The organism is Pedobacter polysacchareus (genome assembly GCF_019802255.1).
GTDB lineage: Bacteria > Bacteroidota > Bacteroidia > Sphingobacteriales > Sphingobacteriaceae > Pedobacter > Pedobacter polysacchareus.
Genome location: NZ_JAHYSS010000004.1, coordinates 159365 through 182892 on the forward strand (window position 1 = coordinate 159365; position 23528 = coordinate 182892).

Sequence of the window (23528 nt, forward strand, 5' to 3'; positions counted from 1 at the left end):
CTTTATTGATTAAACAATTTCAGGTACTTCAACGGCAATGGTTCCTAATAAGGTAGCAGATGTACAGCGGTCAATATAAACATTTACATAAGTTCCAGCTTTAACACCAGGCGCTGCAGGGAAAACCACCATCGCATTCTGATCATTTCTTCCACAAAGGTCAAGGTCAGATTTTTTGGAAGTACCCTCCACTAAAATTCTAACAGTTTTTCCAACAAATTGTTGTAGGCGCATTAAAGAAGTTTCCTGTGCTTTCAGTAATATTTCTGCTAACCTGCGTTTTTTCACCGGTTCAGGAATATCATCTGCCAGTTTTCTGGCTGCCAGTGTACCTGGTCTTTCAGAATAACTGAAGGTAAATGCGAAATCATAACCTACATAATCCATGATGCTCAATGTTTCCTGGTGTTCTTCTTCTGTTTCCGTACAGAAACCAGCGATGATGTCCGAAGAAATTGCGCATCCTGGAATGATGCGTCTGATGGCATCAATTCTATTGATATACCATTCTCTGGTATATGTTCTGTTCATCAATTCCAATACCCTGCTGCTTCCAGATTGAACTGGCAGGTGGATGTAATTACAGATGTTATCGTATTTGGCGATGGCATATAATACCTCGTCAGTAATGTCTTTAGGGTGTGAAGTAGAAAATCTGATCCTCAATTCAGGACTGATTAAAGCTACTTTTTCCAGTAATTGTGCAAAGTTTACTTCGATTTCTGCAGTTTCTTCCGCATCAGCGCCTTTCCATTTGTAAGAATCTACATTCTGTCCCAACAAAGTGACTTCTTTATAACCTTTGTCGAACAGATCCTGTGCTTCTGCAAGGATGGAATAAGGGTCTCTGCTTCTCTCGCGTCCTCTTGTAAAAGGAACGACGCAGAAAGAACACATATTATCGCAGCCACGCATGATCGAAATGAATGCAGTGATGCCATTGCCATTCAGGCGAACCGGACTAATGTCTGCATAAGTCTCCTCGCGGGATAGCAATACATTAATGGCTTTATGACCATCTTCTACCTGACTGATCAATTGAGGAAGGTCACGGTAAGCATCCGGGCCAACCACCATGTCCACTAATTTCTCTTCTTCCAGGAATTTTGATTTTAAACGCTCTGCCATACACCCTAAAACGCCAACCACCAATTTGGGGTTTCTACGTTTTTCCGCACCAAACTGCGACAGTCGGTTGCGGACTCTTTGCTCCGCATTTTCGCGGATAGAGCAGGTATTGATAAAGACTACATCTGCTTCATGATAATCACCAGTGGTTTCAAAACCCTGATCTTTTAAAATCGAGGCAACGATCTCACTATCTGCGAAATTCATCTGACAGCCATAGCTTTCAATGTATAACTTTCGGCCATTACGGACCTCTGGTGCATCAATAACTAAAGCCTCGCCCTGGCGCTCTTCATCGTGTGTCTTATCTGTAAGCTGTAAATCAATCATAAATGGTTAACATTTTTCTGGGCTCCAAAAATACACAATTAAATTTAGAAATGACAAAGTGGCAGAATCTTAAACGGAAAGAAATTTTTATGGAAAAAATCTAAAAACATATAGGACCTTTTTCAGGATCCATTGTCTTTGAGGAGAAATAACAGCTAAACTCCCTTTAAATATGTTCAAATGCCTGTTCGCGAAAACCCCTAAGGACCTGTATGGCTGGTTTGGTGATTATTCTTCCTGGACGGAACTGGCCGCAGAAACCAGTGGATATGACGCAGCAGTGATTCTTGAAAAAACAAAAAATGCCATCCTGAAAGTGAAAAATGGAACAGCAGTATATGAAAGAGATTCCCTGAACCTGCCGAAAAAGGAGTATCCTTTTCCTTTAATCTCTTTTTTAATGCACAGTGCAGCACTGAAAAAGAGGCCGCTGCGTGTACTTGATTTTGGAGGCTCATTGGGTAGTACCTATTTTCAGGTCAAGGAATTTTTAACTGAGGGTGTTTGTGCCAGCTGGAATGTAGTAGAGCAGGAGCATTATGTTACCTGTGGTAAAGCGCATTTTGAAGATGATCAGCTGAAATTTTATACCAGCATCGCTGAAGCATTAAAGTCCACAGAAATCGACCTGGTCATCCTTTCATCAGTAGTACAGTACCTGGAAAAACCACATGAGTTTTTGAAAGAACTGGTTGCCTATCAGTTCCCATTTTTATTGTTCGACCGTACTGCTTTCCATCATGGAGATCAGGATCGGCTCACCCTACAAATTGTACCTCCACAAATATATGCGGCTTCTTACCCCTCCTGGTTTTTTAATCAGCAGGGGTTTTTAAGCCATTTCCAGAATCATTACCAACAGATCGCAGAATTTTCTTCCTATGTAAAAGGAGAAGAAACGATGCTGATCAATGGGAAAGAACTGGGTTACGACAAAGGTTTTTACTTTATTAATTCATCAGGATATGCTTAAATTCTGTACGCTTTTTAATACCACCTATCTTTCCCGTGGCTTAGCCATGTACCATTCTCTGGAGCAAAACTGCCCGGACTTTCATTTGTATATTTTCGCGTTCGATGCGCATTGCTATGAGGTGTTGTCAAATATGACACTCCCAAAGGTGAGCGTCATCTCCCTGGAAGAATTTGAAAATGAAGCACTGCTGGCGGTAAAACCGGGGCGGACTGCACAGGAATACTGCTGGACTTCCGCTTCCTCCACCATTAAATATTGTATAGAAAGTTTTAAGCTGGACCATTGTACTTACGTGGATGCCGACTTATTATTCTTCAGCAATCCTCAGGTGTTGATGGATGGAATGGCTGAAAAATCGGTGCTCATTACGGAACACCGTTATACACCTTGTTACGACCAGTCCGTTAAAAGCGGCATTTACTGCGTGCAGTACATGACCTTTAAGAATACAGAAGAAGGGATGGAGGTGCTGAATTACTGGGTAGATTCCTGCCTGGAATGGTGTTTCAACAGGATTGAAGATGGGAAGTTTGGTGACCAGAAGTACCTGGACAACTGGACAACGCAGTTTTCCTGTGTGCAGGTATGCGAGCATCTCGGTGCAGGAGTTGCACCCTGGAACATTCAGCAGTATAATTTTAAGTCGAAATCTGGAAAGCCAAGAGGTGTGGAACTAGCCAGCGGTCAGGAGTTTGACCTCGTGTTTTACCACTACCATGGCTTCAGTTATTCGATGAAAAACAGCTATATGCTGACGCATGCGGTTTATCAGCTCAGCAGAAATCAGATCAAACAAATTTACAGACCCTATGTAGCGGCACTTTCTATCGCTGAGCGAAGGATCAATACCACAGATCGCAACCTGATTCCTCATGAGATTAACAATGAAATGGAGTTGATTACCAGGGTTTTAGGACGATTCCTGATTTTTTCTCTGCTGGGCTATTATAAAAATTTATATACCAAAAGATCTTTTCAGTATAGCTTTATATATTAATAAAATGTAGCAGTAAGGATCTTCAATAAATTAGTATTTTAGTCGCCGACTAAAATACTAATATGTGGGATGTTAAAGGTCAGGGATTTACATTATTCAGGATAGGGGTGTTGTGGATGATGGCTGTGCTGGCAGGCTGTAAAAAAGAACCGGTGCAAAGTCAGAAGATTAAACCCCCACTGAGGTCTTATGTAGTCACTGCAAGGATAGATAAAAAGGGAACAAATACAGACTCTGAAGGTACTGCGGTACTCAAGGGTGATTATGATCAGGGAACCAAATTATTAAGGTATTCACTGGAGTATGAGAAAATAGTGCCCGAACAAATTAGTTTGCGAAATGGAGTGAAGGGCTCTAAAGGAACATTAATCCTGGAGCTGTATAAGCCGGGGAGTACCAAATTGGGCGCTCCTTTGTCTGGGTCAATTGTATTGACACCCCTGCAGGAAAGGAACCTGCTGAAAGGACTCTGGTTTGTTGCAATCAATACTTTACAGCGTTCTCCTGAAATTTCAGGAGTGCTTACCTTGAAACAAAGCTAAGCAGCGGATGAGTAAAGCAGAGATGAATACCGGGCCTGATGATGATTTGTTGCTGATGGATGCCATCAGAAATAAAGATAGAAAGGTGTTTGAAGCCTTTTATAAAAAGTATTACCGACAGCTGTTTATCCTCGCTTTTAGATATGTAGGGAAAACTGAAGCTGCAGAAGAGATTGTACATGATTTGTTTATTAATATATGGAATAAAGCCGGTCATTTAAATATTCAGTATGCGATGAAAAGCTATTTGTTCCGGTCAATTGTCAATGCATCCCTGAACTTCCTGAAAAAGGAAAAGCAGGATGCCGTAAAACAGCTGACCTATCTGGCCGATCTGCAGCCTGAAAATCCGGAAGAAGAAAACCTAAACAAAGAAGAATTGTTGTTGAAAAATCTGGAAGAAGCACTGGCACTCTTACCTCCGAAATGTAAAGAGGTGATGTACCTGAGCCGATTTGGTAAATTGAAACAACAGGAAATTGCCGACCAGATGAATATCTCGTTGAAAACAGTTAAAAACCATTTGACATATGGCTTTCAGAAGTTAAGGGAACACCTCGGAAAGTCTGCAGCGCTCTTGCTGGCGATAGTTGTGTTCCTAAAAACGCTGTTACGTTAAACCGCCTGATATGAAAAATTTTGAAACAAATGAATCGTTTATTTTTTCCCTGATCATAGAAGATCTCGAAGAAACGATTAGTGCGGAAAATAAAATAATCCTCAGCCAATGGAGAAATGCAGATCCGGAAAATGAAAAACTTTACCAGGAATTTTTAGGGGTACAGATCAACCTGGATAAATTGATGGAACGACACGAGCTGGATGCACATCATTCCTGGACTGTGCTGGATCAGAAACTCGACCAGGATACGTCATTCTTTTCGGAACATAACGATCAGGTTCCTACCTTGAAAAATAAGAACATGTCTTATTTCTGGATCAAAGTAGCAGCCATGTTCTTGATTTTATCAACACTGGGCTACGGTTACTTCTTTTGGAAAAATAAGGATATTGTGATCAATACCGGAACTGCCATGCTCACCAATGTGGTGCTTCCTGACGGTACAGACCTAAAACTTAATGCAGGAACGAGCATTAGCTATAGCAAGAATAACTTTCTGGCAGATCGTAAACTGGTGCTGATCAAAGGAGAGGCCTTTGTTCAGGTAGCTGCCAATCCTACTTCGCGTTTCAGGGTGGAACTGGGAGAGGTAGAAGCGAAAGATATTGGTACGCGCTTTAACATCATTAGAAATGAAAATCAATCTGCGGTAACTGTGGAAGAAGGACAAGTTGAGTTATGGGAATACGGAACCGTCAGAAAAGTAAACCTGACTGCAGGTAAACTTGGTATTTATGACGTTGTGAATAAAACATTAATGGCCATTGATAATCCTGATCCAAACTATAAAGCATGGCTGGACAAGAGTTTCGTCTTTAATGCCGTTCCGCTGCCGGAAGTACTGCAAAAACTGGAAACAGTTTATCAGACTAAAATTGAGATGCAAGGGCAGGAGTTGAAGCATAGAAAGCTGACTGCAAAATTGAAGTATCAGCAGCCGGATAGTGCCTTAGCAGTGATTGCTGCTACTTTAGATTGTCAATTGATCCAGCGCAATGGAAAGTTTGTTTTAGCCGGTAAATAATGACTTTCTATTTTCGCACGCTGATATGCCTTTTATTATTATTTGCTGCGGGAACAACGCTTGTCTCCGCTCAGCATAAAAGCGTACTTAATCATCCGGTCAGCATTTATGTGCCTGCTGATTCTCTCCTCCGCGTATTGAAATTATTGGAAGAGAAAGCAAAATGTAATTTTGCCTTTGATCCGGACTTATTGAGAAATAAAAAATCAGCAGCGCTAAATTTCGTTCAAACACCATTGTCGGAGGTTTTAAGCCAATTGTTATTTGGCTCTAATTTGGGTTTTACGCTGGTAGGGAAGGACATTGTGATCAGCCCACTCAAAGAAAAAAACTGGACCATTAGTGGTCATGTTCGGGACCAGGCGAGTGGGGAGGCCTTGATTGGAGCCACTGTTTACCTGCCCAGCCTTGGCCTAGGCATTAATACCAACCAATACGGTTTCTTTTCCTTGTTTATCCCTGAGGGGACTCATAAATTAATGATCTCCAATACCGGCTTTCAAACGCGGGAAGAAATCATTCGCCTGGATCAGGAGCTGCAACTCAATATCGAGCTTGCCTTAAAGACCAACCGCTTAGAGGAAGTAGAGATAAAATCAAGCAACATTACGCCAAATCCTATTCTCCTAAATGAACAGAATTTAGGCCCTGCCCAGTTAAATAATGCCGCATATTATGCCGGTGAAGTAGATGTAGTGAAAAGATTGCAAATGCAGAACGGTATAAAGTCATTGTCGGAAGGCAGTTCAGGCCTGTTTGTGAGGGGAGGAAACTCCGATCAGAACCTAATTCTACTCGATGAGGCCATCGTGTATAACCCTTCACATTTATATGGACTGGTTTCTGTTTTTAATCCGGATGTGGTCAATAATATCCAGGTATACCGGGATTATATCCCCGCGAATTTTGGCGGGCGGCTCTCTGCCGTAGTCATCAACCGGATGACTGAAGGGAATAATAAACAGTTCCAGCTGAGTGGAGGACTCAATTTTCTTTCTGCACGCATTGCCGCCGAAGGACCTATTGTAAAAGATAAAAGTTCTTTTATTGTCGCCTTTAGAAGGAGCTTACTAGATGTTTTTCAAAGTAAGTTTAAGCTGTTCAATCCTTTTTCCGTGTATTATGATATCAATGCAAAGGCGAATTATAAGCTCAACCAAAATAACACCATTTTCTATTCTGTTTATGCCGGAAAAGATAAATTACTCTCTGAGAACGCCTATACCAACAACTGGGGAAACCTGACTTCCACCTTCCGCTGGAACCATGTTTTTAACGCCACTATTTTTCAAAACGTATCATTGATCTATAGCAATTACAACAACCTGCTGGATTTAAATGCAGATACGCTATCGCAAAAAACACAGTGGCAAACGAGGGTAAGGGATGTGACGCTGAAAGCGGATTATACCTATTACCTGAATCCTTTAAATCAGATTAAATTTGGCGGCTCGGGTATCTACCACCAGTTTAATCCTGGTGAGGCGAAACAATCACCGAATGATGAGTTCAATATTCCTGGAGACCAGAGTCTGGAAGCAGCATTGTACTATTCGCAGCGCCTCAGTTTAAGTGCGCATTTTGAATTGGATTATGGCCTCCGTCTGAGTTTATTTAAAAATAATGAACTGCGCAATAATGTGTTTGACGACCAGGGCAACCGGATAGAAATGCATGAGGTTAAACTGTTTGTAAATCCAGAACCCCGTTTCAACCTGAGTTATCTGCCAACTAAAGACCAGCGCTATTTCTTTACTTACAACCGGAATTTTCAATACCTACAGCTGATTCAAAATAGTACACTGGCATTTTCTTCTCTGGAACCCTGGATCCCAGCTTCAAAAAATATCAAGCCACAGCGCTCAGACTATTTTTCTCTGGGCTACCGCTATATGCCCAATCGGTATACCTGGTCGGCAAACGCCTATTACAAGCGGATGGAGAATCAGCTGGAACTGACAGACCACGCTCAAATCATCAAAAATCCTGAAGTCAGGCAGCAATTGAAATCGGGAATGGCCAGGGCTTACGGGATGGAACTGGAGCTCACTAAAACGGAAGGACAGTTTTCCGGTACCCTTGCCTATAGCTATTCCAGGGTATTCCGAAAAATAGAGTCGCTCAATTTCGGACAAGAGTTTGTAGCCAATTACGACATCCCTCATGAGCTGAAAATTACCGCTAAATACGATATGACTAAGCGGTTGTCTTTCCAAAGCTTCTTTATTTGTTCAACAGGCAGACCGTTAACCCTTCCCGTTGGCTATTATCAGCATGATGGATTAAACGTACCTATTTTTGAAGAAAGAAATACGGCCAGATTTCCAGTGTTCAGCAGACTGGACCTTTCCGCACAATACCAGTTCAAGAGCAGGATCGCCGGCGAAAGATTCCTATCCAGCGTGCTTTCTGTAGGTGTTTACAATCTTTATAACCGCAAAAACCCATTGTATTACCACTTGAATCCTTCTTCTTTTGAAGCAAAAAAGAGTAGTATTGAGTATGGTTTAGGAATTTATCCATGGATAGCTTACAGTTTTAAAATTTAGGATGAAAAGACATCGTTTAACTTTAGCACTATTGCTCTTACTGGGCTTTTCCAGCTGTAAGAAAACACTGGATGAGCGGTTTCTATCTCCCAAGCGTCAGTACGATCTTGCAGTGGAAGGGGGCTACAATACCCGCATTTCCACACAATCTATCCGGTTAACTAAGCCTGCCTTAACCGTAGATGGACAGCCTACGCCTATTTCAAAGGCAGTGGTTAGCATGAATGACGGTAAATCGGAAATGATATTCAAAGAATCTGCTACCGCAGGGCTCTATACTTCAACAAGCAACAATGAACCTAATTATAATGGTGCCTATAAACTGAAGGTGGTTTACAATGGACAAACCTATACCGCAGTGGATACCCTAAGGCAGGTGGTCAATATTGTGGATGATTTCCTGCCCCTTTCTACCAGCTTACTCCCAGATGGTACTTATGCCGGTACCATTCCAAAACATACTTTCGGCTACCTGAATCCTAATAAATGGATGATTTCCTATAAGGATATTCCACAATGGAACCCTGGTAAGTTCGACCAGTCCAAATATTACAGTTATACTCATTTTCTGGGCTCCCCAAATTCCTTGTACCCACTCAATAATCTGAAAAGGGATTTTGTGCTGGGTAAAGACGATTACCTGTACATCTATAAAATCTCCCTTTCCGAGCGTTATGCCAAATACCTGTATGATGTGTTTATGGAAACGGATTGGAATGGATTGTTTTCTGCGGTACCGGTCAATGCCACAGGAAATATAACCGGAAATGCACAGGGGTACTTCTATGCGATTGATGTGGATGCTGGAAGATATAAAGCCAGTGAACTTTAATTATGGCCTCGATATTGCAGTAGTTCTGTAAGCAAGGCAATATGGAAAAGGACAAATCAGGAAAGAAAACATGGTGGAAATGGCTGTTGGGAAGTTTAGGGGTGATTTTGGTGCTCATTGGCGGACTAGCCTTTTACTTCAGTACCAAATGGAAACCACTGATCTCTGAGAAGATCAAAACAGGCATACAAGAAGGTTCCGCAGGACTTTATCACCTGGATTTTAAAGACATTCACCTCAACTTGCTGACGGGAACGGCCTCCTTGGATGAAGTCAGCCTTGTTCCTGATACCGCCGTATTTAACCGTTTAAAAGCACAGGGAGCTGCACCTATTCATATCTTTCAATTGAAAGTTAAAAAAGTGCAGGTCAACCACCTGGGATTGCTCAATGCATACTTTAAGAAAACAATTCACATCAACAGTATTGTCCTTGATCAGCCCTCCATCAATATGCTGCATTACCAGTTGAAAAAGAAGAAAAAAGATACCAGCAGCAAGACCATTTATCAGCTGCTGTCCAAAAGTTTAAGGTCCCTGGATATCGATGCCATCAGGATTGTAAACGCTGATTTTGATTATGTAGATGGGCTGAGTAATAAACCCTTGCACCGCATTAAAAAACTTAATCTGAATGTGAAAGACCTGCTGATCGATTCACTTTCGCAATTCGACAGCACCAGATTTTACTATACCAAAGACATCTCTTTTGAAATCACTGGCTACCAGTCTAAAGATAAAATGTACCTCAGAAAAATAGATACGATTTCTGGGTCTGCAGTAAAAAGAAATATGCTGATCAAGGGTTTTAAAATGACCCCATTATATCCTGATCTGGCCTTCAGCAGGATGTATAAATATGGAAAAGATCGCTACGACCTGAAGTTTGACAAAATCAGCTTTACCGGGGTAGACTTTCTCCGTTTAAATGACGAAGGGACCTTTCATGCCAGCAGGATTACTTTAGGTCCGGCAAAAGCAGGGATCTTTTTAAACCGGGAAATGCCTGCAGTACCGAACCTGGATAAAGGGAAAAACTTCCCGCACCTGGCCTTAAGAAGATTGACCATCCCAACACTGGTGGATACGCTAAGGATTGACAATATCGATGTGGCCTATACAGAATACAATCCCATCAGCCAGAAAAGAGGAACAATATACTTTCAAAATCTGACAGGGAATATCCTCAATCTGACCAATGATTCGTTGAGCGTGGTAAAAAACAACCATGCCGTCGCCAATTTAACTGCATTGGTGATGAAGAAATCGAAGATCAACATCAAGATTGATTTTAGTCTGACGGATCCAAAAGGAGCTTTTCATTATTCAGGTGCAGTCGCAGCAATGCATTTGCCAGACTTGAATGTGGTATCTAAGCCATTGGGCCTGATTGAAATTGAATCCGGAGATATGCAGAAGGTAGATTTTGACATCCAGGCGAATACGGCGGGTTCAAAAGGAAAAGTTCATTTTTATTATACCAATCTGAAATTAAAGCTGCTCAAAGAAGGAGAGGATGGTGCCGCACCAAAGAAAAGAGGTTTGCTGTCCTTTTTAGCTAATGAGCTGCTGATCACAGATGCAAATCCTACAAAAGGAGAAGCGCCAAGAACGGCAAATGTCACCTTTGAACGTTCTCCCGCAGCCTCGTTCTTTAATCTACTCTGGAAAGGGGTATTTATTGGGATGAGAGAAAGTGCTGGTCTGGGGATCGTACCTGTCAAAACTCCTGAAAAAGCAATGGAAGCGATTAAGGACAAGAAAGAAGAACGAAAAGAGAAAAGAGCCGCGCGCCAGCAGAAAAGAGCAGAACGAAAGAAAAACAATACATAAAAAAAGTATATTAGAATATCCCGTGTATGGCCTATGATCGAAAAAATCCGCAAGCAGAAGAAAATATTGATCCGAATAGGTCTTGGGGTACTGGCACTGGTATTGATCATGGCCCTGACATCCAGATATCTGGCTTATAAATTTAAGCCATTAGTTAAAGCACAAATCAAGGAACTGGTACTGCGCTCTACTGATAGCTTATACCACATCGAATTTTCTGGCATCCGGATGAACCTGCTTACGGCAAATGCGTCCCTAACAGGGGTGAAGGTGATTCCTGATCTTCGTATTTTCAAAAAACTGATCGCCTTAAAGAAAGCACCCAATAACATTTATCACCTGGAACTGGAGAAGCTCGAAATCCGGAATTTCCACCTTTATACTTTCCTCAGGCACCGTAAGCTGCACATTTCTCAGCTGCGCTTAGACCGTCCGGATGTGGTGATGGTGAACCAGCAGTTTGACTTTAATGAAGATAAGCTCAGCAGGCCAAATGCCTCTCCTTTTGATTACATTTCCGAATACCTCAAGGAGCTGGCCATCCATACCATTGATCTGAATAACATCAGCTTTAAATACATTAATAATAATGGGGAAAAACCAAGGGAAGACGCTGTAAAAAACCTGAACATCACACTGAAGGATTATTTAATAGACCCCCATTCTTCTGCAGATAAAAGTAGGCTATACCTGCTGAAAGATGTGGTCATTAAATTGAACAATTACACCTATGCGACACCTGATAGTTTGTATCATATCCGTTTAGATCAGCTGGATTTCTCGGCGGCTTCCGGCAAATTGAATATTCAAAGCCTGGGGGTAGTGCCAAGATATAATGAAATGGAATTTGGGAAATCATTGGGCTATTCCAAAGATCGCTATGCCATCCAGATGAGCGACCTGAGTCTGGAGGGAATTAATCTCCCCTTATATATTCTAAAACAGGAATTACTGGCTAAAGAAATGACTGTTGCCAATGGTTCTGTGAGGGTATTTAATAATAAAGCGCTGCCCAAGCTGATCACTGAAAAGATTGGGCGCTATCCGCATCAGCTGCTGCAAAGAGTAGAGGGAAAATTGACCATAGAGAAATTGAATGTGAGTAATGTAGACATCAGCTATTCGGAATACGATGAAGATAGTCAGCAGAAGGGAACCATTACTTTTGAAAACACTTCCGGGAGTTTAAGCAATGTGACCAATGTGCCAAAGTATAAAGCTAAAAATCCATGGATGACAGCCGATCTGAAGACTTACCTGATGGGGCGGGGAAGGCTGGATGTAGGTTTTAAATTTAACCTGGAGGCCAAAGATGGTGCCTTTTCTTATTCCGGTTTACTGGGCAGTATGGATGGACGTTCCCTGAACCGGATCACCAGACCATTGGGAATGATTGCTATTAAAAGTGGAGATGTGAAGCGGATGGAATTTCAGATATCGGCCAACGACCGCGTCGCAAATGGCATTATGAAATTTGAATACAATAATCTTTCTGTGAATTTACTGAAAAGGGAAGAAGGCGAAAATCGTTTGGTGAGACAGGGCTGGATGTCTTTTCTGGCCAATGCAATCATCTTAAACCCAAATAATCCAAGTAAAGATGGGATGCTGGTCACTGCAAAAATTCATGAAGAGCGCGCAAAGAATGGCTCTTTCTTTCATTTCGTCTGGAAATCCTTATTACAGGGGATCAAGCATAGTGTGGGCATTACGGAAGCAAAGGAGCAAAAGATTAAAACGCAGATTGCCACATTTGAACAGATCAAGATTGATCGGGAGGCCAGGCAAGCCAGAAGAGAAAAGCGAAGGTTACAAAGGGAAAGGGCAAAAAGACATAAAAATTGACGACAGACCGGGAATTGCCTGCCGCCAAATTTAATTCCAGCTTATTTGTTAACCATTAATAGTTTTCCGGCAAGGTCTTCCCATCGGTAATATTGGAAAGTTTTGTCGTCACTCATGGCTACAAATAAACCATGCTGGAAGTCTTTATTCAATGGCTTCGAATAAGTCTCAGAGCCATCGCTATTGTTAGTCGATACTGGGATACTGGTGATCAATGCATGGTCGTGCGGACCCGATTTCCCTTCCCTGTTGAATACCTGGAAGTGGTTTGCCGCCTGATCAGATACTAAAATATAGCCAGTAGAATCAGATGTTTTGTAAATGCTGATGCCTTCATTGTCTTCTTTAAATCCGGTGTTGGCAAATAAGGCCAGTTCTTCATTTCCTTTCGCAGGATCTGCATGGTATTTTCTAACCCCAAATTGTTCATCAGAGTAGTAGATATAACCCAACTCATTGTCTACCGCAATAGACTCGATTTCTTTCTTGCCGCTGTATTTACCGAACTTTCTTTTTAAACTGGCTTTTAATTTTCCGGTGCCATCGTCTTCCAGGAGGTACTGCCATAAATAGCCATCTGCCGGGCCATTTTTACGGCCAACAATCGCATAAATCTGACCTTTTGGATCAGTATACATGGCGATGCCCATCAGGTCACGGTACATTTCTTTAGTCTCCCCTTCAAACATTTCCAAACCGCCATTGTCGATCGGCTTCATATCCGGTAAAGAGAATACACGAAGTTTATGCGTCATTCTTTCCGTGGTCACAGCGATGTCTGTCTTTTTGCCGCCCAGGTTCAATCCGTAAGCTACATCCACGTTGTTCGGTCTTTTCAGGCCTTTTACCACTTTATCTTTGATTACTTTTCCTTGTAAATCGTATACATACAGACCGCCATTTTCGTCTTTATCAGTACCGATGACTAAGGATTGCGAGGAATCTGCCGGGTTTACCCAAATGGCAGGGTCATCGGAGTCAAATTGTACCGGATCAGAGGTGTACAGCGGTTTTACTGCTGCGGGATCTTTCTGGACAGAAGAACAGGATACATGAAGCGTAAGCAGCAGCGCGGATACAGAAAGGATAAGGTGAGGTTTGTTCATTTTTGTTAGTGTTTGATACTTATAAATCAGGTTAGCTTTAAGGTTAATTAGTGCCATATGCACCAATATAGCTGGTAGGTGCAGGTGAGGTATATAGGTTTCCATTTAGGGTTAATCCTGCTGCATGGTGACGGAAGAAGTCCGTTTTCCCTTTGCCAATTGCTGGAGAACCAGAAGCGATGTGGAAATTCCAGGCGGTATTGAAATCAGGATTGTCTATTGGATTGGTAACCGGATAATTCAGGAACATGGGATGATTGGATCCTGCAGTTTTTCCAATCACATCATTACTGCCAGCAATGATATCCGCCGATGGCTGAAACTGGTTTGTGGTCGTTTGACTCTCGCCATAATATAGGTTGTTGCCAATCAGAGATCTGGCATCTTCCGGGTTTTTAGTATCTCTTTTGATCCCAAAACGGGTATTCGCGAAAAGGTTGTTAAACAGGTTGACCCTTACTGTAGCTTCTACCCAGACCGAACCACCTTTGGCACTTGGTCTGCGCCAGCCGGTATTCACAAAAGTGTTGTTATAGGCAACTACAAAGGTTTGAGGGCTTCTGTCGCCACTGTTTGAAAGTTTAAGCGCATTTGTATTGGTGCTATACATCAGGTTAAAGGCAACATCTGCCAGACATCCGGATTTCAGGTTGATGGCTTCTCCACCGGTTACTCCTGTAGTATAAAATACGTTGTTGGAAAAAATGATTTTTCCACCTTCAATATAGGTGCAATCTTCCTGTAGGTTTCTGAAAATACTGTTGGTCACCACTAATTTTCCATTCACATTGGCATACCATAGGGCCGGTAAATTCTCTCCGCTTTTCGCTTTATAAAGACTCATTTTTACGGAGGTAGAGGCTGCGGTGGTGGTGGCTCCGGCATATTCAATAATCGTGTGGTTCAGCAACAATTCTGCACAGCTTGGCGCTGCTAGAATCCCTCCCCATAACCGGCCGAATTTGTTTTTCAGGGTTCTGGAATCCTCAGGAATGGTGAATTTGATCGGAAATTCTGCAGTACCTTCTGCATAAAGATTTCCTTTAACAATGATCTCTGGTTTAGCAAGTGTATCCATCACAACGGTTACGCCTTCTTCAATGGTGAGTGATTGACCTTCAGGAATGATGATGTCCCCTTTAATAATTTGCGTGCTCCCTCTTTTCCAGGTACCGGAAACCTCGCCGATGGCAGAACCGTTTCCTGTATCAGGATCTACATCGCTATTGGCTTTTTTGCAGCTGCTGAATCCGACTACTAATACTGCCAGACCCATCCATATTTTTGTTGCTTTCATCTTGTTTGTATTTTATGATTGATCAATTATGTATGTGAAATGATCAAATGACTATGTGAAATGGTAATAACTGTATACGAAATGTGGAGGCCGATTATAATTTATAGCGTACTCCCAATAAATAGGTTTGTTTATAATGGTCGTTACGGATCAGTGTTTTGCCATCATATTCAGTTCCCGATGTTCCATTGGCTTCCGTATTGGTACCTTTGATGAATAATTTTAATGGCGTATTCAACAGGTTTCCAGCTTTAACAAATACACTTAAATTGTTTTTAAACTTCTTCTCTGCAGAGGCATCCATCTGGATAAATCCTTGCTGCCATAGGTCGTTGTCTAAGAATTGAGAAATGGTATTAATCCTTGGGCCGGTATAAGAGGCTGCCAATTGTGCATCCCAGCCGCTTTTGCTGTCTTTAAAAAGCAGGGATAAGTTGGCAATGTGTGCAGATTGTCCAAATAAAGGTCTGGTTTGATCTACCAAAATCGGATCTAAGTCGCCATTTGCATTGCGGATTCTTGATGTTTTCGGCGTCGTAATTCTGGAATGGGTATAAGTGTAATTGGCTTTGAATCCGAATTTGTGGATAAACTTAATGTAATCCAGTTCCAATCCGTAGTTTTTAGCGGTACCGAAATTTCCAGGGGTATAGTAAGTATCCTGTGGACGAATCGGGTCTGGCTGGAAGGTATATTCTATTGGGTTTTGGATGTTTTTATAGAATACACCAACTAATAACTGATCGCTCCTGTTTGGGAACAGCTCATAACGAAGGTCAAGGTTGTCTGCGATTGCGCGTTTCAGATCTGGATTTCCTCTTTCTTTATAGTCGTCCTGTACCACTCCGATTCCCGGAACCAATTCATAAAAACCAGGACGGTTTAAAGAGCGGAAATAAGAAGCACGAAGGGCCTGGTGGCTGCTCAGTTTATATTTTAAATTTAGGCTTGGCAGCAGGTCTGTATATACTTGTTTGCCATTTGGGCGAGGCTGAGCACCTGGAAACAGCATCATATAGCTTTGGTCGGTATGCTCCATACGTAAACCACCAATTACCTGCAGGTCTTTTACGGTAAAGTTGAACATCCCGTAAGCTGCAGCCGTTTTTTCGGCAGCATCATAGGTCAATGCGTTGTCTACAGATCCTGTTGGGTTTTTAACATTCCATACAATTTCTGTATAGCTGTTGAAATCCTTACCAAATAGTGCGGTAGGATTCGCGTTTGTTAAGGTATATTGATTGAAGAAACTGCTGCGCTGTTTGTCGCGGTACATTCCACCGGCACTGAACAGGACATTGATCCCAGCAATTGGCTGTGTGTAATCGATGTCCAGGTAACCAGCTTTATCTTCTTCGGTACTGCGTTCCCAACGACGGGTATAAGCATCGCCAATGGCAGGAGCATAGGTGCGGCGGTCTACAAAATTCTCTTTTACACCTAAGATATTGATGATGCTTTGATCAGGCGTTTCATTTTTTGCTGAAGAGTATACTGCCGACCAGCGTACTTTTAATCTTTCAGGGATCAGCTGATGTTCACCCTGTAAAGTACTGTTGTAAATCTGCTGCTCAGAAAAACGGGAGCGGGTAGAATACGTGAGTTTAGCATTGCCTAGTTCAGGCTGGTATTCACTGCTGAAATCGGTTACTTTAGAGTCGCGCAGCTGCAAGCTGTTCAAATCAACATAAGCATTGTATAAACTCAGTTTATTGTTTTTATTGAAGGTATAGTCCAGTTTTGCATGTGCACCATAGCGTTTCTGCTGCTCAGAGTATTCCCTGTCGTCCCGACTCATAATGGTGCCTACCTTATTGGCGGCAGCCACTACACTGGAATTGTAAAAAGTACTATTGGCTCCTCTATAGGTGTTCTGGTAACTACCAGCAATTAAAACACCTAGTTTATTGTCCAGAAAACGTTGTCCGATAGATAAACCACCCACTACATTTGGTGCAGGATGTTTGGTTTTGTAATCCACCATTCCTGTGGAGAAATCCAGTGGAGTAGCTTTATAATCCTTACCATGCAATTCATAAGGGGATTTGCGATTGTTTCCGCTGTTGTCGAATGAAGTAAATCCACGATCCAGGAACATCTGGCTATACCCAGTGGCCAGATTGGCATCAATTTTTAATTTGTTTGGCGCATCTTTCATCACCATATTGATCACACCACCAACGGCATCACCTTCCATATTTGGAGTCAGTGTTTTTGAAACTTCCAATCTTTCCAGCAATTCAGCAGGAAAGATATCCAGTGGTACATAACGGTATTTATTGTCAGGACTAGGAATTTTAATGCCGTTTACCAGGGTATAACTGTACCGTTTATCCATACCACGAAGGATGGCATACTGCCCATCGCCGCTGCTGCTTCTTTCTACAGATACACCGGATACACGTTGAATCACGTTGGCCACAGTCAGGTCTGGAGAAATTTGGATGGCTTTTCCTGATACCACATTCACCAATTGCAGTGCTTTCTGCTCAATCCTTCTGGCTGTTTTCTCTGAAGATCCATCTCCTTTTGCAGAAACAGAGACTTCATTTAACTCAGCGGCATTGGTTTCTGATAAATAGATTTTTAGTACTGGATTGTCCTCTTTCAGGATCACGATCTGCTTGAAAAAGGTTTTGTACATTAGGTAGGATACCTTCAAGGTATAAGTCCCGGCAGCAGGATGTTTGATCTCAAAGGATCCATCCAGTCCGGTTAAAACAGCTTGGTTGGTTTTTTCCAGCTGTACTGATGCACCCACCATTGCTTCTCCTGTTTTCTGGTCGTAAACATAACCTTTCAGGCTTGTCGCATGAGCGATAGTAATGCTAAATAATAGGCAAAAAAGAACGGATAATAGTGTCTTCATTTTCTGATTAATTTTGTTGGATTGGTTTATTTTGCTGTAGTGATTTGTTCGTATTGCTATTTGTTTTACTGTTGTTGTTTATTTGTTCTCAATAGACCATCTCCTGTCGTTTTGCTAACGTTCCCCAAAAGTGAATACTGGATAATGGGCTTTAAAATTATGACCGTAAACAAAATGTATACAGCGTTACATGGCAGGGATACAAAACGCGTACAGCGTGAACATGATTTTGTTAACTTGTTGATAGTTAGGCGTTTTTGCGTAACCAAAATCGCCATTACCATTTTATTAGCGTAATGTTACCAAATTGTTAAGCGTCATGTAATTCGGAAAATCCATCATAAAGTCTGGATAAATGTGCTCAGGTTTTCTCCTTGAGGAAGGTTGAGTTTCTTCCTTAAACGGTACCTTGCTACCCGTAAACTGTCTTGGGAAATGCCAAAAAGAACGGCCATGTCTTTTGAACTCAGGTTCATTTTAATCAGCGCTACCAGGCGAATATCATTTGCCGTCAGGTCATCACAATGGGCTTTCAAATGGTCAAAAAATGTCTGATGAATCTGCTCAAACATCCGACTGAAATCTTTCCAGTGCTGATCCTGGTTGATGTTCTGGTTGATGCGCTGAATCAGGAGCTGTAAGGCTTTTTTCTGGTCTCTTTTGTCGTCTTTTACCAGGCTTTCTATGGTGCTTCGGAGTTCTTCCAGGAACTGATTACTTTGAATTGTATGGAGGGTGGTGCTGGTGAGTTCCTTGCTTTTTAATTCCAATGCATCGTTAATCGCTTCTTTCTGTGTTTCAAATAACCGTTGGTTTTGTTCGTTCAGCTGCTGTTCGTTTCTAATTTTTAAACGCTGTCTGCTGATGACACTTGCGGCCAGACAAACCAGGAGTACAATGATGAGAATGGTGGCGATGAGCAGGATTCTATCCGCAGATTTTTCCTGTTCAAACTGTGCAATGGCATCGTCTTTCTGCTGGATTTCAAATAAGGTCTGTAATAAAGCGAGCTGCTTATTATTGTCTTCGGTAAAGATTTGAAGAAAGATATCCCGACCTAGTTCGCTGTAATGATAGGCGCTGTCGTAACGCTTCATCAGGTCAAAAGTTTTGGAGAGGTCCCGATAAGCACTGCTCAGCTGATATTGGTCATTCATAGCCTTAGCCATGCTTTCGGCCTTCTTGGTGTAGTTTAAGGCCTCTGGATACCGACCCGTTTTCCGGTACACATCACCGATGTTATTGATGATTTCAATCTGTCCATGGAGGTTTTTTTCTCTGGCATTACCCGCCATGGCCAGGGTATAATATTTCAGTGCTGAATCTAAATGTGGCTTATCTTCATAAATGCTGCCGATGTTCTCATAGATCTTCGCGATGCCGGTCTGGTCCTTTTCTTTATGGTAAACCGTCAAGGCCAGTTGCTGGTATTTCATGGCAGCGAGGTAGTCCTGGGTTTTCTCATACGTCTGCCCAATCAGGCCATAAGACTCCGCAATGCCTTTCTGAATACCCAGCTGCTGATACAACTTTAAGGCCTCCTGATATTTTTCTAAAGCAACGCGGTATTGCCTGGCATAGTAATAGGTTTCCCCAATCTTATTCAAGTTTCCGGCAAGTTGAACCGTCGCGTTTTTCTCCCGAAAGATCTTATCCGCCTTATAGTAATAATTGATGGCTTGAGCATAGGCAGCCTGAAAATAAAAGAGGGCTCCGATTTCCTGATAACACAAGCCTTCGGTTAAGAAATCGTCTTTTTCCAGCGCCTCTTTTAAAGTCTTTTTGATCTTCAGAAAGGAAGTATTTGGGGGATTATTAGTCAGGGTATCTATCGGGTGGGATTTGGGTTTTATGACTTCCTCGGCAAATGTAGGGAAGGAATAAAGTAAGACAAAACATAGGGCTAGGCCGATGTAGTTGTGGAATGGTAAGGTAGTCTGTTGTTTCACATCCTAAAATTACCGCGTCGATATTAAGCTAATGTTAAATAAATCCCCAATGTGAAACGGCTGGAATGAATAATTAAGGAACAAAAATAAGGAGGGCTAATGGCTATGCATTTTGGGCAGATCAAGGAATAAAATGAGCAGAAAAAAGCCCCTGAACATTTAAACGTTCAGGGGCTCGATCTTAATTAAATGACCGCTTTAAGCGTGCTGCTCATTGGTGTCATTTTTCTTATAAATGTTAGTTCAGCAAATCTGCAGGAACAGGTTTCTCCAGCAAATGGTCATAATAGAAACGGATTCTTTCCGCTTTATCATGCGCTGTTTTCAGACCACCCCAGCCATGACGGCCACCAGGGTAAATCATCAGTTCAAAATGCTTATTGGCATCCTGTAATTTATCTATTAATTGAATCGTGTTCTGGATATGTACATTGTCGTCCATATCGCCATGCATAATGCGCAATAGTCCTTTGTAATTGTTCACATAAGTGAGCACAGAGCCGTTTTTGTAGCCTTCTGGGTTTTCCTGTGGCGTATCCATGAAACGTTCTGTATAGTGACTGTCGTACAGCTCCCAGCTCGTTACCGGGGCACCTGCAATCCCGAAATCGAAATCATTGGCACCCATGGTTAAAGCCATACAAGTCATGTAACCACCATAACTATGACCAGTGATCAATAGTTTTTTGTTGTTTACATAAGATTTTGCTTTCAACCATCTTGCTGCGGTTGTATAATCTTTCATTTCCCATTTACCCAGATTACGGTGCATTAAAGCGACACCTTCTTTACCGAATTGTCCGGAAGCACGGTGATCTACTGCAATCTGAATGATGCCTTCATTCGACCAGTACTGTGGAGCAGTACCCTTCCAGGTATTGGTTACGGTACCCGCATTCGGGCCGCCATAAATACTCATCACCACTGGATATTTCTTATTGACATCAAAATCTGTCGGGTAGGTGATCACTGCTGGTAACTGGTAGCCATCCTCCGTAGGAATCGTGATCATTTCCGTTTTACCAAAGTTATATTGTGCAAAATCTGCTGATTTACTATCGCCCAGTTCTTTGATTATCTTACCTTCATTGTCTACTAATGTTCTTTTTGGCGGAGTGGTCACATTAGAATAAGTCGTTACGAAGTAACGGCCATTTGGCGAAAGCTGGATCTGGTGGTTATATTCACCAAAAGTCAGTCTTTTTAAGTTTTTACCACTGTAATCTACGCGGTAAAAATCAGAACGGGTAGAAGCTTCTTTGCGGGCATTGAAATAAACTACTTTATTTTTCTCATCTACATGAACGAGACTCGTTACCTGCCATTTTCCAGAGGTGATTGGATTGATCAGTTTTCCATCTAAGGTATATAGGTAGAAATGTGCCCATCCTGTTTTATCACTTTTCAGGATATAGTGTTTTTTATCTTGTAAGTATTCAATACGACCATCATAATCCAGGTCTACCCAGGAAGGCTGTTTCTCATCATAGATTTCTTTTTTAACCCCTGTATTCGGATTTACGGAGTAGAATTTCAGGTTATCCTGACCGCGGTTCATCCACTGCACCATCATGCTGCTGCCATCATAGCTCCAGTAAGGCGTACCAAAATACTGATCGTCTTTTTCATTGAAATCTGCCCAGGTGATGTCACCACCAGCAACCGGGACGAAACCTATTTTCACTTCCGGGTTAGGATCTCCTGCTTTAGGGTATCTTGTTTTTTCAACATAGCCATGCTGACCGGTTGAACCATTAATCGGGAACATCGGAACTTTGGTATCATCGAAATGCATAAATGCAATGTTCTTGCTATCAGGCGACCACCAGAAGGCTTTATATGCGGTAGCGCGGCCTAAGATCTCCTCAAAATATACCCATGACGACCAGCCGTTGTAAATCACATCAGTTCCGTCTGTCGTATATCTCGTTTCTTTTCCTGTGGCTACGTCAACTGAGTAAAGGTCATTGTCGCGGGTAAAAGCAATGTGTTTTCCATCCGGAGATAGGGTAGGGTTTTTTTCCTCTGCTTTAGTATTGGTGAGTTGTTTTGCGGCTTCTTTTCCATATTGAATAAATACATCATGATTTCTGATGTTCACATTCACATTGCTTTTCGGGGCAGGAGTATATGGTGTTCTACGCCCTGTTTTTACATCTACCGCGTATAATTTGCGATCCGAAAGGTCCATTTCAATATAATGGTTGTCGTCAGACCAGCCATTTACCATGTTCATCGGTTTCGTTAATGAGGCCTGGCCTCCCAGGGTTTGTTGCTGGCTCAGCCTTTTCAGCTGTGCCTGTACCGTATAGCTGAAGCAAAACGATGCCGCTAAACCGATCAGTAATGTTTTTTTCATTGTGGTTATAATTGTGTGTTAAGGATAAACCTAATAAAAAAAAGGCGCCCTGGTTCAAAGGCGCCTCACAAAAATTATTTACAGCAATGTGCTGCAAATTTACAAGATAAAATTCCATCCGAATTCATCTGGAGCAAGTCCGTAACGGATGTCATTTAATGTTTTCGCGATCCCTGCAGAAATGGTACGTGTTGCAGGATCTGTTAAAGTATATAATTTACCTTCGTAACCGATTTCACCGATTGGCGTCACTGTAGCGGCAGTACCAGCTGCAAAAGCATCTGTTAAACGGCCATTTTCAATTCCTTCAATCACTTCTTTTACGCTTACACGTCTTTCTTCCACTTCAATACCAGCATGTTTAGCCAATTTGATAATGGTATCACGTGTTACGCCATCTAATACCGTGCTTCTTACCGAAGGGGTCACCAGTTTACCATCGATCACAAAGATCAGATTCGCTGTTCCTGCTTCTTCGATAAACTCATGAGTTACCGCATCTGTCCAGATCAACTGGTCAAAACCAGCTTTTGTAGCTTCTGCAAATGGGAATAAAGAACGCGCATAGTTACCAGCGGTTTTGGCAAAGCCTACACCACCTTCATCGGCACGGGTATATTCTGTTTCAATTTTTACTTTTAAAGCTTTGCTATAGTAAGGACCTGTTGGGGTAGTTAATAAGGCGAAAGTATAGGTATCTGATGCTCTCACACCCAGGTAAGGGTCTGTAGCGAACATCACCGGACGGATGTATAAAGAGTAACCATCCTGATTAGGTACCCAGTTTTTATCGATGTCAATTAAGGCTGCAATGCCTTTCATAAAAATATCTTCATCAATAGCTGGCATTGCCATACGAGCTGCTGATTTGTTAAAACGCTCAAAATTCTTGTCCGCTCTGAATACGCTAACCGTGTCATCTGGTTGACGGTAAGCCTTCATACCTTCAAAAATCGCCTGTCCATAATGTAGGGCAGAGATTGCCGGGCTCATTGGAATAGGGCCATAAGGAAGCACTCTTAAGTTTTTCCATGCGCCATCTTCATAATCGGCAATAAACATGTGATCGGAAAACACCTTTCCGAAGGGAAGTTGTGAAAAGTCTGTTACAGTTAGTCTGCTTTGTTCAGTTTTCGTGATGGTTATATCCAGTGTCTCGTTCATTTCAATTCGTATTTCTATAGGCAAATCTACTAAAAATTGCCACTCTTATTTGTTTTATTTGCATTTAAAAAGGGGTTTAATTGGTGTTTAACTTACACTAAGCCCCC

The 23528-nt window shown here is 42.0% G+C and carries 16 protein-coding genes; 9 read left to right on the forward strand and 7 right to left on the reverse strand.

All coding sequences use genetic code 11. The annotated features are described in order from the left end of the window. Positions 1-9: 9 nt before the first annotated feature. Positions 10-1458 (reverse strand): tRNA (N6-isopentenyl adenosine(37)-C2)-methylthiotransferase MiaB, encoded by a 1449-nt coding sequence (gene miaB / locus K7X70_RS11870; protein WP_062550648.1) that lies wholly within the window; start codon positions 1456-1458, stop codon positions 10-12. A gap of 172 nt (positions 1459-1630) precedes the next feature. On the opposite strand from miaB, the gene K7X70_RS11875 reads away from it, so the two are divergent. The 9 genes from K7X70_RS11875 (at position 1631) to K7X70_RS11915 (ending at position 12677) form a co-directional block, all read left to right on the forward strand. Further along, positions 1631-2431: a TIGR04325 family methyltransferase gene (locus K7X70_RS11875; protein WP_222537309.1), complete on the forward strand. Its 801-nt coding sequence runs from the start codon at positions 1631-1633 to the stop codon at positions 2429-2431. Then, positions 2424-3431, forward strand: a complete 1008-nt coding sequence (locus K7X70_RS11880) for a glycosyl transferase (RefSeq protein WP_222537310.1) — start codon at positions 2424-2426, stop codon at positions 3429-3431. Before K7X70_RS11875 ends, K7X70_RS11880 begins: the two co-directional genes overlap by 8 nt. A gap of 62 nt (positions 3432-3493) precedes the next feature. Next, the gene (locus K7X70_RS11885) at positions 3494-3973 is read left to right on the forward strand and encodes a hypothetical protein (protein WP_222537311.1); all 480 of its coding nucleotides are present in this window, start codon (positions 3494-3496) and stop codon (positions 3971-3973) included. Between the two features lie 7 nt (positions 3974-3980). Beyond that, entirely contained in the window at positions 3981-4592 is a 612-nt protein-coding gene (locus K7X70_RS11890) for an RNA polymerase sigma factor (protein ID WP_255607109.1), read from the forward strand. A gap of 10 nt (positions 4593-4602) precedes the next feature. Continuing rightward, positions 4603-5619, forward strand: coding sequence for a FecR family protein (locus K7X70_RS11895; RefSeq protein ID WP_222537312.1), 1017 nt, complete (start codon positions 4603-4605; stop codon positions 5617-5619). Further along, positions 5619-8168, forward strand: coding sequence for a TonB-dependent receptor (locus tag K7X70_RS11900; RefSeq protein ID WP_222537313.1), 2550 nt, complete (start codon positions 5619-5621; stop codon positions 8166-8168). The genes K7X70_RS11895 and K7X70_RS11900 overlap by 1 nt, the downstream gene beginning before the upstream one ends. Position 8169: 1 nt before the next feature. Then, positions 8170-9000 (forward strand): hypothetical protein, encoded by an 831-nt coding sequence (locus K7X70_RS11905; RefSeq protein ID WP_222537314.1) that lies wholly within the window; start codon positions 8170-8172, stop codon positions 8998-9000. A gap of 41 nt (positions 9001-9041) precedes the next feature. Then, a complete protein-coding gene (locus tag K7X70_RS11910; protein WP_222537315.1) occupies positions 9042-10832 on the forward strand; it encodes an AsmA family protein in 1791 nt (596 codons plus the stop codon). Positions 10833-10865: 33 nt separating this feature from the next. Further along, a complete protein-coding gene (locus K7X70_RS11915) occupies positions 10866-12677 on the forward strand; it encodes an AsmA family protein (RefSeq protein ID WP_222537316.1) in 1812 nt (603 codons plus the stop codon). A 41-nt stretch (positions 12678-12718) separates the two neighbouring features. Here K7X70_RS11915 and K7X70_RS11920 read toward each other — a convergent pair whose 3' ends face one another. From K7X70_RS11920 to K7X70_RS11945, 6 genes are all read right to left on the reverse strand, one after another. Further along, positions 12719-13783 (reverse strand): phytase, encoded by a 1065-nt coding sequence (locus tag K7X70_RS11920; protein ID WP_222537317.1) that lies wholly within the window; start codon positions 13781-13783, stop codon positions 12719-12721. Between the two features lie 43 nt (positions 13784-13826). After that, positions 13827-15080 (reverse strand): right-handed parallel beta-helix repeat-containing protein, encoded by a 1254-nt coding sequence (locus tag K7X70_RS11925; RefSeq protein WP_222537318.1) that lies wholly within the window; start codon positions 15078-15080, stop codon positions 13827-13829. 94 nt (positions 15081-15174) lie between these two features. After that, positions 15175-17949, reverse strand: a complete 2775-nt coding sequence (locus tag K7X70_RS11930) for a TonB-dependent receptor (RefSeq protein ID WP_222537319.1) — start codon at positions 17947-17949, stop codon at positions 15175-15177. A 338-nt stretch (positions 17950-18287) separates the two neighbouring features. Next, positions 18288-19898, reverse strand: coding sequence for a tetratricopeptide repeat protein (locus K7X70_RS11935; RefSeq protein ID WP_222537320.1), 1611 nt, complete (start codon positions 19896-19898; stop codon positions 18288-18290). Between the two features lie 238 nt (positions 19899-20136). Further along, a complete protein-coding gene (locus K7X70_RS11940) occupies positions 20137-22257 on the reverse strand; it encodes a S9 family peptidase (protein ID WP_222537321.1) in 2121 nt (706 codons plus the stop codon). Between the two features lie 99 nt (positions 22258-22356). Further along, complete coding sequence (locus K7X70_RS11945; RefSeq protein WP_062550635.1) at positions 22357-23421, reverse strand: branched-chain amino acid aminotransferase; 1065 nt, start codon at positions 23419-23421, stop codon at positions 22357-22359. Positions 23422-23528: the final 107 nt, after the last annotated feature.

Bases quoted from the DNA above. Each gene is read 5' to 3' on its own strand.
- K7X70_RS11920 (WP_222537317.1), bottom strand. From the start codon at position 13,783: ATGAACAAACCTCACCTTATCCTTTCTGTATCCGCGCTGCTGCTTACG.
- K7X70_RS11910 (WP_222537315.1), top strand. From the start codon at position 9,042: ATGGAAAAGGACAAATCAGGAAAGAAAACATGGTGGAAATGGCTGTTG.
- K7X70_RS11905 (WP_222537314.1), top strand. From the start codon at position 8,170: ATGAAAAGACATCGTTTAACTTTAGCACTATTGCTCTTACTGGGCTTT.
- K7X70_RS11930 (WP_222537319.1), bottom strand. From the start codon at position 17,949: ATGAAGACACTATTATCCGTTCTTTTTTGCCTATTATTTAGCATTACT.
- K7X70_RS11925 (WP_222537318.1), bottom strand. From the start codon at position 15,080: ATGAAAGCAACAAAAATATGGATGGGTCTGGCAGTATTAGTAGTCGGA.
- K7X70_RS11940 (WP_222537321.1), bottom strand. From the start codon at position 22,257: ATGAAAAAAACATTACTGATCGGTTTAGCGGCATCGTTTTGCTTCAGC.
- miaB (WP_062550648.1), bottom strand. From the start codon at position 1,458: ATGATTGATTTACAGCTTACAGATAAGACACACGATGAAGAGCGCCAG.
- K7X70_RS11890 (WP_255607109.1), top strand. From the start codon at position 3,981: ATGAGTAAAGCAGAGATGAATACCGGGCCTGATGATGATTTGTTGCTG.
- K7X70_RS11880 (WP_222537310.1), top strand. From the start codon at position 2,424: ATGCTTAAATTCTGTACGCTTTTTAATACCACCTATCTTTCCCGTGGC.
- K7X70_RS11875 (WP_222537309.1), top strand. From the start codon at position 1,631: ATGTTCAAATGCCTGTTCGCGAAAACCCCTAAGGACCTGTATGGCTGG.
- K7X70_RS11945 (WP_062550635.1), bottom strand. From the start codon at position 23,421: ATGAACGAGACACTGGATATAACCATCACGAAAACTGAACAAAGCAGA.
- K7X70_RS11885 (WP_222537311.1), top strand. From the start codon at position 3,494: ATGTGGGATGTTAAAGGTCAGGGATTTACATTATTCAGGATAGGGGTG.
- K7X70_RS11900 (WP_222537313.1), top strand. From the start codon at position 5,619: ATGACTTTCTATTTTCGCACGCTGATATGCCTTTTATTATTATTTGCT.
- K7X70_RS11895 (WP_222537312.1), top strand. From the start codon at position 4,603: ATGAAAAATTTTGAAACAAATGAATCGTTTATTTTTTCCCTGATCATA.
- K7X70_RS11915 (WP_222537316.1), top strand. From the start codon at position 10,866: ATGATCGAAAAAATCCGCAAGCAGAAGAAAATATTGATCCGAATAGGT.